The sequence below is a fragment of the Gordonia sp. (in: high G+C Gram-positive bacteria) genome, from assembly GCF_020438995.1.
In the GTDB taxonomy this organism is placed as follows: Bacteria; Actinomycetota; Actinomycetes; order Mycobacteriales; family Mycobacteriaceae; genus Gordonia.
Window position 1 is genome coordinate 86,657 of record NZ_JAGQTN010000312.1, and the last position, 10,432, is coordinate 97,088.

Here is a 10,432-nt window from a genome sequence, read left to right on the forward strand (position 1 = left end):
GGTGTCAGCAGGTGCTGGATGCGGGCTCTCCGCGGAAACGAGCGGACAGGAACTCCATCGCCGGGACGACGCCGATCACCGCAGCGCTCATGTGCTCGGGGGACGGGGTGAGCATCGTCGTCACCTTCGTGCCTGCCTTGCAGTAGCGCCGCGTGGTCGAGGTGATCGCGTCGAGCGGGATCAGCACGTCGGTGGGGCTGTGCCACTCGAAGACCGGTGCCTTGGGCACGCCGGAGTACATGGCCAAGCTGTTCTCGGCGCCGATCTTGCGGAATGTCGGGTTCTCGAACAACTGGATACCGCTCTTGGCGACCTGACGGGCGCTGTGGCCGGCACCGATCCGCAGCACATCGTTGGTGCACGCGTTGCGCATCTCGGAGAACATCCGCTTGCCCTTGGGTGAGAGGTAGTCGAAGAGTGTGACCTTATCGGAATACTCACGGGCCAGGCCGATGGCCGCGGCGAACGCGAGTCCGAACGCGGGGTGCGGGCGGTTGTAGCCCAGGCCCTCGGCCATCTTGATCAGGTCCATCGGCACTCCGCCGTAGGCTGCGCCGACGATGTTCAGCTTGGGGCTGTACTTGGGGGCGAGCGCAGCTGCCCACGCCGTGGCCATGCCGCCACCGGAGTAGCCGGCCAGGCCGACCTTGCTGTACTTGACACCGGCGGGCTTGAAGTTCTGGGTGGCTGTGATCGCGTCGAGCGAGATCTGGCCGCCGAGCTTGGCCGCACCGTATGAGCTGCGCGGACCGAGGTGGTCGGGGATGCTCACCGTCCAGCCCTGCTGCAGCACCACGTTGAGTGCCGGTGCCTCCCGGATGGTGAGGTTGGGGTCCTGTGTCCACAGCACGCGCGACGGCGCGCATTCGAGGCCGACCGCGTTGACGATGTGTTGGAACGACAGCAGCGGCCCGTTGGCCTTCTTGTTGAACGGAACCAGAATCGTCGTGATCGCCGCGATCGGCTTGTTCTCGCTGTCATTGGAGCGGAACTTGATCTGATAAGTCTTGACGCCGAGGAACGCAGGCGGGTTGGGCCGCGTCCGGGTGGAGATGATCTCGCCCTGCTTGTACTTCCCGATGTTCGCGGGCGTCCTGTAGAAGCCGTCATGCAACGGGGTGGGCAGCGCCGCGTTGATCTTGGCCATTCGGGCGGCATCGACCCTGCCGCCGTCGGGTACACCGGCGGCGGGAGCTGCGGCCAGCGTGCCGAAGACCAGTGCGGTGACCGCCATCAGTGCAGGTAGGACCGCCATACGCCAGGTGGTCTGCTTCGATCGCCTCGCGGTGTGATTCACGAGATGTATCCCCATTTCGGCCGCTTCGTGACAAAACAGCTGGGCCGCCATCGGCTCATGGTCCTCGGTGTGGATACACGCGTACCCGCACCGATCAATGAGGCCGGTGTCACCGATGACACGTCCCAGCACATTGCATGGCCGGTCACAGGTACCGGCCAGTATGAAGAGACTACCTTACAGCTCCGGCACATCGCTGGTGGAGAATGGGCCACCATGACCAGGATCATCGCCGGTCGCTTCGGTGGCCGCAGGATCGCCGTTCCCGACGACGGGACCCGACCCACCTCCGACCGGGTGCGTGAGGCGGTCTTCAACATGCTCGACGCACGCATCGACCTCGACGGTGCCGCGGTCGCGGACCTCTATGCGGGATCGGGTGCGCTCGGCATCGAAGCACTCTCGCGGGGTGCATCGTCGGCGGTGTTCGTCGATTCCCGGCGCCGCGCCACCTCGGTGATCGTCGCCAACCTCAATGCGTGTGGTGTCTTGTCGGCGGCGCGGGTGGTGACCGGGGAGGTCGGCACCTTTCTCTCCGCCGACGCAAATCCGTTCGACGTGATCTTCATGGACCCGCCCTACGACCTCGGCACCGACATCGTGCAGGCCGAAGTGGCCGCCGCCGAACGCTTCATGGCCGACGAAGGTCTCCTGGTGCTGGAACGCTCCTCCAGGTCATCACGCGTCCAGTGGCCCGCTGTTTTGGAGCTGGTGGTCGACAAGACCTACGGCGACACCCGGGTGGAAATCGGGCGCAGGTAGCAACTTCACCCGATCGGAGACGTGATTCTCACTTCTGACATACCGTATTCTCATCCAAGTGCGATTGGGTGGTATACGGAGGTGGCAAGGTGACGACGACTGATGCGCAGGGCGGTGCCGGGGTCCGGATCGGCCCTGTCGAATGGGTGATACCGATTGTCGGGGCCCCGATGGCGGGCGGGCCGACCACACCCGAGCTGGTCGCGGCCGTCAGCAACGCCGGAGGGCTGGGTACCCTCGCGGCCGGGTATCTGACCGCCGAACAGCTCGAACCGCTGCTCGTCGAGGTGGGAGAGCTCACAGACCGGCCATTCGGGGTCAACCTGTTCCTGCCCGGAACCGACGTGGGCGAGCAGTTGTCGGACGAGATCGCCGAGTACCGGACCCGCTTGCAGATCGACGCCGACACCCTCGGCACCGAAGTCGGCAACCCCAGGTTCTTCGACGAGGACATCGACGCCAAGCTCGCCGTGTTGGCGCGATATCGCCCCGCGTTCGTCAGCACGACGTTCGCCGACCCAGGGCGTGAGTTGGTGGACCGGATTCGCGCCGAGGTCAGTGCTCAGGTCTTCGTCACCGTGACCTCACCGGGCGAGGCCGCAGCCGCCGTCGCATCCGGAGCCGACGCGCTGATAGCGCAGGGCGTTGAGGCCGGCGGGCATCGGGGGATCTGGCATGACGTTCCCGATCATCCGCATGGAGGTCCGGGAATGTCGACCGCCGGACTCGTTCGCAAGATCACCAAGGCCACAGAAGTGCCGGTCATCGCTGCCGGTGGGGTCGGGGTGGCAGACGACGTCCGCGAACTTCTCGACGCCGGGGCCACCGCAGTCGCCGTCGGCACGGCACTGTTGTGCGCCGACGAGGCCGGCACCTCGGAGACCTACCGCAACGCGGTGTGGAGCTGGGAGTACCGCGGTACCGTCGTCACCCGGGCGTTCTCCGGACGTCCGGCCCGCGCGTTGGCCAACCGTTTCGCGACCATGAACGTCGACGCGCCGGCCGCCTATCCGCATGTGCACTACATGACCAAACCCATCCGGACCGCTGCCGCGGCCGCCGGCAATACCCAGACGCTCAACCTGTGGGCCGGCGACGGTTGGGACGCCGTCCAGAAGGGTTCTGCCGCGCAGATCATCGCCAACCTCACCGGGCGGGCAACGGACTGAGCGGCCGCGTCAGGTGCGTGTGTCGCCGGACCCTTCGCGACCCTCGCTCCTTCGTCGCATCGGCCTCAGGGATCAAGATGGTTGCTTGCGGTAAGTTGCTGTGGCATGGCTACCGCTGTCTGCCCCGGTTCGTTCGATCCGTTCACACGAGGCCACCGCTACGTCGTGGAGCGGGCCGCCGGCCGCTTCGACGAGGTGGTGGTGACCGTCGTCGTCAACCCGAACAAGTCGGGGATGTTCAGTGTCGACGAACGCATCGCGCTGATCGAGGAGGATTGTGCCGACCTGCCCAACGTGAGGGTGGACCGCTGGACCGGTCTGCTCGTCGACTACCTGACCGAGAACAGTTACTCGACCATCGTCAAAGGGCTGCGGTCGGGTGTCGACTTCGACTACGAGGTACCGATGGCGCAGATGAACCGTGAACTGAGCGACGTCGAGACGGTGTTCCTGCTGACCGATCCCCGCTACGCTCACGTGTCGAGCTCGCTGGTGAAAGAGGTGGCCAAGCTCGGTGGCGACGTGTCGCCGTTCCTGTCCGGGCATATCCATGAGAGGCTGATGGCGGCGGTGACAGGGCAGCGGAAAGTCTAGGTCGGCGTCGCGGCGTCCGCGACACGCCACAGCGGCGTTACCGGCAACCGTGTCATCTTTCGGCACAATAGTCACAGCAGTCTCGTCGGCCGTGTGACCAGCCGACCCGACAGACCATCGCAGGAATGAGGTAGCTGTGTACCGGGTATTTGAAGCACTCGATGAGCTGATCGCCATCGTCGAAGAAGCGCGAAGCGTCCCGATGACCTCCGGTTGCGTCGTCCCTCGCGGAGACGTGCTCGAACTGCTCGACGATCTCAAGGACGCCATCCCCGGCGAACTCGACGACGCACAGGACGTGCTCGATCAGCGTGACGAGCTGATCAGCACCGCCCGTGAGCATTCCGACACCGTGATCGCCAAGGCGGACTCCGAATCGGAATCGACGCTGGAGAACGCGCGTGCCGAGGCCGACCGCATCCTCGCCGACGCGAAGGCGCAGGCCGATCGCATGGTGGACGAGGCCAAGTCGCACGGCAAGTCCATCGTCGACGAGTCGGCCGAGGAAGCGCACCGCATCCGGTCGAGTGCGGCCCGCGAATACGACTCGGTGACCGGCCGGGCGCGTACCGAGGCTCAGCGCACCATCGATGCCGCAAACAATTCCTATGACAAGTCGGTGGCCGACGGCATCGCCGAACAGCAGCGCCTGGTGTCCGAGGCGGAGGTGGTCGCGGCGGCCAAGAGCGAGGCCGAGCGGATCATCGACGCGGCTCATGGCGAGGCCGACCGCCTGCGTGGCGACTGCGACGTGTATGTCGATGAGAAGCTCGCGCAGTTCGAGGAAGTCCTCACCGGCACACTGCGATCGGTCAATCGTGGGCGGCATCAGCTGCGTACCGGCGCCGGAATGCACGACTACGTCGAGTATCCGCGCAGCGTCGACCACCATGCGGAGCGTCAGGGTGCTCACCGGGACCGCGAGACATCCCCGCTGGCCGTATAGCCGTGTGCCGGCCGCCGATGGCTTCGCGGAGTCTGCGGCAGTCCGGATAGTCTTGACGACCGCTGGCCGGGCGTAGTTGCGCGGCCCGCGGGTAGTCCGTGTGGTCACTGGCCCCGGTCCCGGGTCGGGCGTATGGTGCATACCGTGTCAGCTCAATCCGTGACCAGCCCAGCACCGTTCGTTCTGGACATCCGCAGCCTCGGCCGTCGCCCCGGCACCATGGCCGAAGTCCATCGCACGATCCTCACACCCTCGCGCATCGGGGTGGAGATGATCGGTATCGAAGAGGGCTCAGAAGTCGACGTCGACCTACGCCTGGAATCGGTGTCCGAGGGTGTGTTGGTCACGGGTACCGTGTGCGGCGAGACGTCGGGCCAGTGTTCGCGATGTCTGGAACCGGTCGAGGGCACGGTGCACGTGTTCCTGACCGAACTGTTCGCCTACCCGAACAGCGAGACCGAGCAGACCACCGACGAGGAGGACGTGCACCGCATCGTCGACGAGCAGATCGACCTCGAACAGTCGATCATCGACGCGGTGGCCATGGAGTTGCCGATGTCGCCGCTGTGCTCCGATGACTGCCCGGGCCTGTGCCCGCAGTGCGGTGTGCGTCTGGCGATCGCCGACCCCGACCACGGCCACGACATCATCGATCCGCGGTGGGCCGGTCTCGCCGCCAAACTCGACACCCTCACCGATGACGAGGGCAACGGAACGCAAACCAACGGAACGGGGGCCGGCACACAGTGACGCGGACGTCGGGGGACAACAGTGCGAACACCTTTGTCGATCTCACGGACGCACTTGGCGTGCCGATCTCACCAGACTTGCTCACGCTCGCGCTGACGCACCGGTCCTACGCGTATGAACACGGTGGCCTGCCCACCAATGAACGTCTGGAATTCCTGGGCGACTCGGTGCTCGGTGTGGTGGTGACCGAGCGGCTCTACAAGCGTTACCCCGACCGGCCCGAGGGCGAGCTCGCCAAGATCCGCGCCAGCGTCGTCAACATGCATGCGCTCGCCGAAGTCGCCCGTGGCCTTGGCGAGGGCGGCCTGGGCAGGCATTTGTACCTCGGGCGGGGCGAGGAGATGACCGGCGGCCGCGACAAGGCGAGCATTCTCGCCGACGGGCTCGAATCACTGTTCGGCGCAGTGTTTCTCGACCACGGCCTGGATATCTCCCGCGACATCATCCTGGCCATCTTCGACGACGTCATCGGCAAGGCCGGCAAGCTGGGCGCGGGCCTGGACTGGAAGACGTCCCTGCAGGAACTGTCCAGCGAACGCGAACTGGGTCCGCCGCAGTATCAGATCACCTCCACCGGACCCGACCACGACAAGGAGTTCACCGCCACTGCCGTCGTCGGGGGCGAGGATTTGGGTTCGGGTGTGGGGCGGTCCAAGAAGGAAGCCGAGCAGAAGGCCGCGGCCCTGGCCTGGGACGTGCTCAACAACCGTTCCGGCGCAGGTTCCGAAGACCACGAGTCCGAAGGCGGCGAAACCGCAAACAGTGAACCCGGCGGGGAGTTCGGGACCGAGAGTGCCTGAGCTGCCGGAGGTCGAGACCATCCGGCTCGGCCTTGCAGCGCATATCGTCGGTCGCCGGATCGAACACGTCGAGGTCTTACATCCGCGGGCGGTCCGCCGTCAGGCCGGGGGCGCCGTCGATCTGATCGCTCGGTTGCGTGGGCTTACCATCACCGATGTCCGTCGTCGCGGCAAGTACTTGTGGCTCAACGTCGGTAGCGGTGAAAAGCTGACGGACGACGGCTGGGCGGTGGTGATCCATCTGGGGATGAGTGGGCAACTGCTGATCGCCGAGCCCGGCGCACCCGACGAGGTCCACCTGCGGATCCGCGTGAACCTGGCGCCGGGTGCCGACGATGCTTCCGGGCCGGTCGAATTGTGGTTCGTCGACCAGCGAACCTTCGGCGGTTGGTTCATCGACGACTGGGCCATCGACGCAGCGGGCGTGCGGGTCCCCGAGACGATCACCCACATCGCCCCCGACCCGTTCGAGCCCTCGTACGACCAGGCGCAGGTGATCACCCGCATCCGTGCCAAACACACCGAGATCAAACGGGTCCTGCTCGACCAGACGGTGATCTCCGGCGTCGGCAACATCTACGCCGACGAGTCGCTGTGGCGGGCGCGACTACACGGCACCCGTGTCACCGACCGCATCAGTCGCCCCAAACTCACCGAACTCCTCGACGCCGTCGCCGACGTGATGCGCGAGGCCATCGCCGTCGGCGGAACCTCCTTCGATGAGCTCTACGTCAACGTCAACGGCCAATCCGGATACTTCGACCGAAGCCTGAGTTCATACGGCCGGACTGGCCTGCCGTGTCCAAGGTGCGGGACTCCGATTGTGCGGGAACAGTTCATGAACCGTGGCTCGCACTTCTGCCCGCGGTGCCAGCGACCGTCACGCCGGGGCGCCGCCTGACAGTGGAGGGTAATGATCAGCGAGGAGCCGACTCGCCGACATTGTCGATCGCGGAGCGCAGGTGTCGCACGACCTCGCGGGGGTCATCGACGAAGAACCGGACCGTTCGCACCTCGCGGTGTTCGGTGAGCGGCTGGGTGTGGAGCGGTCTGCGGAGTGTCACCGCTACGTTGGTCCGGCCGACCAGCGGCACCGACAGGGTGTGTGACCCGTCATCGAAAGCAGGGCGCAAGCCCAATCCCTCCGTGTTATGCGGCGATACCCGTTCGATGTCCTCCGACGGAATCGATACGCAGGTCCGAGGCCCGTTGCGCACCAGGAAGGTTCCGTCATCGAGACAGTGGGGATTCATGGCGATCCCGGCGACGTACCCGAGCACCCACAGCAGACCGTAGACGGTGAGGATCAGGACCACTATCCCGACGGCCGGCCAGGGGACGAGCAATCGGATCAGGAAATGCACGACCACCGACTCCAGGACGGTGAGCGGTACCAGGATCCACATCAACCGCGCGAGGTCACGGTGACTGGTGAACACCTGCGCACCCGCCGGCACATTCGGCCTGCGGGCGACGAGTCGCCCCAGCGCCGCGAACATGCCGACCTCGGTGGAAATGAGTCCCCACAGACGTTCCCCGATCACCTCACGACCCGCTTGCACTGTGGCCCGCCGGAAGCCGGCGCCGCCTCTGCATAGACCGTGGATCTTCGCTGCGAGGATCGAGATCTCGACGAGCACGGTGATCAGAACCAATACTGCGATGGCGATCCTCAACGGTGGCGGAATCGTGGCTCCGGCGAAAATCGCCACCGCCAGGCCGATTTCGATCGGTGCGAGCGTGAACAGCACCCTGCGCACGACCGTCGCCGCGGTCACGACGATACCAGCCTGGACATGATCGCAGTCACAACCGCGACCTGTGCGGGTGCTAGGTGCTCGGTGATCATCTCGCCGAGCGGCGGCGCCGACATCTGCCAGAGCTCATCGACTCCCGCCGGCAGTGGCCGACTCGCTTCCTGTTTCAGTTCGTCGGGAAGGCCTGCGACGATGTCGTCGGCCAGTACATCGACGAGTGGATCATCGGGGTCAAGTCCCGCGATTGAATCGAAGCGCCGGTACACGTCCTTCAGGTGCGACTGCCGTTCGGGAGTCAATCCCCGAGTCTGGTCGATCTGGAAGATGTACGCGGCGGCTTCTTCCGGAAGCAGAGACATCAGGTCAACATCCAGGTCCGCAGCCGGCCCGACGACGCCGGTGTCCTTGAGGAGTTCTGCCAGTTGAGCGGCGGCCGACGATTGCAGGGGATCTCCTTGCTCGTCGAGGCGTAATCGTAGTTGCGTCAGGCGTGCCCGTTGCCGGGCGATCGCCGCATCCTGGCGATCGAGGTCCGCGTCGAGTTCATCGAGGATCTCGGTCAGATCGGCGGAGCCGGACGCGGCGAGCACTTCGCCCACGACGTCCAGGCTCAGGCCGAGGTCGGTCAGCCGCCGTGCCCGGGTCAGCCGGATCACATCTTCGAGGCTGTACCGCCGATACCCGTTCGGGTCGCGCTCGGGTTCGGGCAGCACTCCGACACGGTGATAGTGGCGGATCGTTCTGGTGGACACTCCGACGAGCTCCGCGGCCTGACCGATTCTCATGATGCCAGTAGAAACCTTGACGTCGCGTCAATGTCAAGGCTGTCGCCGGCCGCCGCCGGAACTACGGACTAGACAGTTTCCTATATAGGCATATGATGGGTGGATGGCACGAGCGGCGACAACCTCCGATGCGTTCAATGCGATCGCCGAACCGCAGCGCCGCGAGATCCTGCTCCGTCTGCGGCGAGGTGAAAGCGCGGTGGGCGAGCTGGCGCACGAACTGGGGATGACCCAGCCGCAGGCGTCGAAGCATCTGCGGGTCCTTCGCGAGGTCCGCATCGTCCACGTCCGTAGTGACGGCAAACAGCGTCTGTACGAGCTGGATCCGTCGGGGCTGCTGCCGGTGAAGGAATGGCTGGGCGGCTTCGAACAATTCTGGAACGAGAGCTTCAACAGGCTGGGCGACTATGTCCGGGAACTGGACCAGACCCGACAATCGAAAGAATCAGATGACTGACACGGCAGACCGGGAAATCGTGGTCACCCACGAGATCGACGCCCCACCCGCACTCGTCTTCGAGGCGTTCACCGACGTCCGGCACCTGTCGAGATGGTTCGGGCCCGACGGATTCACCACGACCACAAAATCATTCGACTTCCGAGTCGGTGGTGAGTGGGACTTCATGATGCACGGACCCGACGGCACCCACTACCCGAACTGGATCCGCTGGCGCGAGATCGACCCACCGAAACGAATCATGGTGGATCACGGCAGTTTTCGGGACGATCCGGACGCTTTCGAGTCCACTTTCACCTTCGAACCGGTCGGGGATCGCACCCGAATCGTGCTGCGTAATGTCTTCCCCACCAAGGTGCTCCGCGACCAGGCCGTCGAGAAGTTCGGAGCGATCGAAGGCGGGCAGCAGACGCTCGGCCGTCTGGCGAACTACATCGTTGCCGGCACTCACCATCAGGAGGAGCCGCAATGAGTCGAGTTCGAGTCCACAATTTCTCCGTCTCTCTCGACGGCTTCGGTGTCGGCGAAGGCCAGACCCGGCAATCGCCGTTCGGTCACGCCGGCACCAGGCTCCTGGAATGGGCCTTGCCGACGCGCACCTTCACCGAGATGGGGCTGCACGGCGACCAGCCCGGTACCACCGGCGTCGATGAGGCGTTCGCGAGCCGATGGAACACAGGTATCGGCGCGGAGATCATGGGGCGCAACAAGTTCGCCCCGAAACCTGGACCGTGGCCCGACGAGGAATGGACCGGCTGGTGGGGTGACAACCCGCCGTTTCACACGCCGGTCGTCGTGCTCACCCACCACCCCCGACCACCGCTGGAGCTCGACGGCGGGACCACTTTCCACTTTCTCGACGCGACACCCGCCGAGGCTCTCGCCCGGGCCCGTGAGCTCGCCGGCGACCTCGACGTCCGCATCGGTGGCGGCACCACGACCGTCCGGGACTTCCTTCGGGCCGATCTGGTCGACGAGATGCACATCGCCGTCGTGCCCATCTTCCTCGGTCGCGGCGAACGGCTCTGGGACGGACTGGAAGGACTTGAGGACCGTTTCGACATCGACACGGTGACCTCGCCCAGCGGCGTTGTCCACGTGTCGTTCTCGCGACC

General features: G+C 65.4%; 13 protein-coding genes. 10 read left to right on the top strand and 3 right to left on the bottom strand.

From position 1 onward, the window contains the following. Positions 1 to 4: 4 nt before the first annotated feature. Complete coding sequence (locus tag KDB67_RS21890; protein ID WP_291020583.1) at positions 5 to 1,255, bottom strand: lipase family protein; 1,251 nt, start codon at positions 1,253 to 1,255, stop codon at positions 5 to 7. A gap of 258 nt (positions 1,256 to 1,513) precedes the next feature. Between KDB67_RS21890 and rsmD the strand changes: the two genes are divergently transcribed. The 7 genes from rsmD (at position 1,514) to mutM (ending at position 7,219) form a co-directional block, all read left to right on the top strand. After that, the gene (rsmD, locus tag KDB67_RS21895) at positions 1,514 to 2,059 is read left to right on the top strand and encodes a 16S rRNA (guanine(966)-N(2))-methyltransferase RsmD (RefSeq protein WP_291020584.1); all 546 of its coding nucleotides are present in this window, start codon (positions 1,514 to 1,516) and stop codon (positions 2,057 to 2,059) included. Between the two features lie 89 nt (positions 2,060 to 2,148). Further along, a complete protein-coding gene (locus KDB67_RS21900) occupies positions 2,149 to 3,228 on the top strand; it encodes a nitronate monooxygenase (RefSeq protein ID WP_291020585.1) in 1,080 nt (359 codons plus the stop codon). Between the two features lie 105 nt (positions 3,229 to 3,333). Beyond that, positions 3,334 to 3,822 carry a pantetheine-phosphate adenylyltransferase gene (gene coaD / locus KDB67_RS21905; protein WP_291020586.1) on the top strand — a complete coding sequence of 163 codons (489 nt, stop codon included), beginning with the start codon at positions 3,334 to 3,336 and terminating at the stop codon, positions 3,820 to 3,822. A 136-nt stretch (positions 3,823 to 3,958) separates the two neighbouring features. Next, positions 3,959 to 4,768 (top strand): DivIVA domain-containing protein, encoded by an 810-nt coding sequence (locus KDB67_RS21910; RefSeq protein ID WP_291020588.1) that lies wholly within the window; start codon positions 3,959 to 3,961, stop codon positions 4,766 to 4,768. A 132-nt stretch (positions 4,769 to 4,900) separates the two neighbouring features. Further along, positions 4,901 to 5,518 (top strand): DUF177 domain-containing protein, encoded by a 618-nt coding sequence (locus KDB67_RS21915; RefSeq protein WP_291020590.1) that lies wholly within the window; start codon positions 4,901 to 4,903, stop codon positions 5,516 to 5,518. Beyond that, positions 5,515 to 6,318 (top strand): ribonuclease III, encoded by an 804-nt coding sequence (gene rnc, locus KDB67_RS21920; RefSeq protein ID WP_291020592.1) that lies wholly within the window; start codon positions 5,515 to 5,517, stop codon positions 6,316 to 6,318. Before KDB67_RS21915 ends, rnc begins: the two co-directional genes overlap by 4 nt. Next, on the top strand, positions 6,311 to 7,219 hold the full coding sequence (gene mutM / locus KDB67_RS21925; protein WP_291020594.1) for a bifunctional DNA-formamidopyrimidine glycosylase/DNA-(apurinic or apyrimidinic site) lyase: 909 nt from the start codon (positions 6,311 to 6,313) through the stop codon (positions 7,217 to 7,219). The genes rnc and mutM overlap by 8 nt, the downstream gene beginning before the upstream one ends. Before the next feature lie 16 nt (positions 7,220 to 7,235). On the opposite strand, the gene KDB67_RS21930 is transcribed toward mutM, so the two are convergent. Both KDB67_RS21930 and KDB67_RS21935 read right to left on the bottom strand, forming a co-directional pair. Continuing rightward, on the bottom strand, positions 7,236 to 8,096 hold the full coding sequence (locus tag KDB67_RS21930) for a hypothetical protein (protein WP_291020596.1): 861 nt from the start codon (positions 8,094 to 8,096) through the stop codon (positions 7,236 to 7,238). After that, positions 8,093 to 8,860, bottom strand: a complete 768-nt coding sequence (locus tag KDB67_RS21935) for a MerR family transcriptional regulator (protein WP_291020598.1) — start codon at positions 8,858 to 8,860, stop codon at positions 8,093 to 8,095. The genes KDB67_RS21930 and KDB67_RS21935 overlap by 4 nt, the downstream gene beginning before the upstream one ends. A gap of 103 nt (positions 8,861 to 8,963) precedes the next feature. On the opposite strand from KDB67_RS21935, the gene KDB67_RS21940 reads away from it, so the two are divergent. The 3 genes from KDB67_RS21940 to KDB67_RS21950 all read left to right on the top strand — a co-directional run. Further along, entirely contained in the window at positions 8,964 to 9,317 is a 354-nt protein-coding gene (locus KDB67_RS21940; RefSeq protein WP_291020601.1) for a metalloregulator ArsR/SmtB family transcription factor, read from the top strand. Then, a complete protein-coding gene (locus KDB67_RS21945; protein WP_291020603.1) occupies positions 9,310 to 9,789 on the top strand; it encodes an SRPBCC family protein in 480 nt (159 codons plus the stop codon). The genes KDB67_RS21940 and KDB67_RS21945 overlap by 8 nt, the downstream gene beginning before the upstream one ends. Then, the coding region (locus KDB67_RS21950) for a dihydrofolate reductase family protein (RefSeq protein WP_291020605.1) at positions 9,786 to 10,432 on the top strand (647 nt) is incomplete at its 3' end. The genes KDB67_RS21945 and KDB67_RS21950, both read left to right, overlap by 4 nt.

What these genes read in the sequence shown, in the direction of transcription:
- KDB67_RS21890 (WP_291020583.1), bottom strand. Translation starts at nt 1,255, where the DNA reads ATGGCGGTCCTACCTGCACTGATGGCGGTCACCGCACTGGTCTTCGGC.
- rsmD (WP_291020584.1), top strand. Translation starts at nt 1,514, where the DNA reads ATGACCAGGATCATCGCCGGTCGCTTCGGTGGCCGCAGGATCGCCGTT.
- coaD (WP_291020586.1), top strand. Translation starts at nt 3,334, where the DNA reads ATGGCTACCGCTGTCTGCCCCGGTTCGTTCGATCCGTTCACACGAGGC.
- KDB67_RS21915 (WP_291020590.1), top strand. Translation starts at nt 4,901, where the DNA reads ATGGTGCATACCGTGTCAGCTCAATCCGTGACCAGCCCAGCACCGTTC.
- KDB67_RS21935 (WP_291020598.1), bottom strand. Translation starts at nt 8,860, where the DNA reads ATGAGAATCGGTCAGGCCGCGGAGCTCGTCGGAGTGTCCACCAGAACG.
- KDB67_RS21940 (WP_291020601.1), top strand. Translation starts at nt 8,964, where the DNA reads ATGGCACGAGCGGCGACAACCTCCGATGCGTTCAATGCGATCGCCGAA.
- KDB67_RS21945 (WP_291020603.1), top strand. Translation starts at nt 9,310, where the DNA reads ATGACTGACACGGCAGACCGGGAAATCGTGGTCACCCACGAGATCGAC.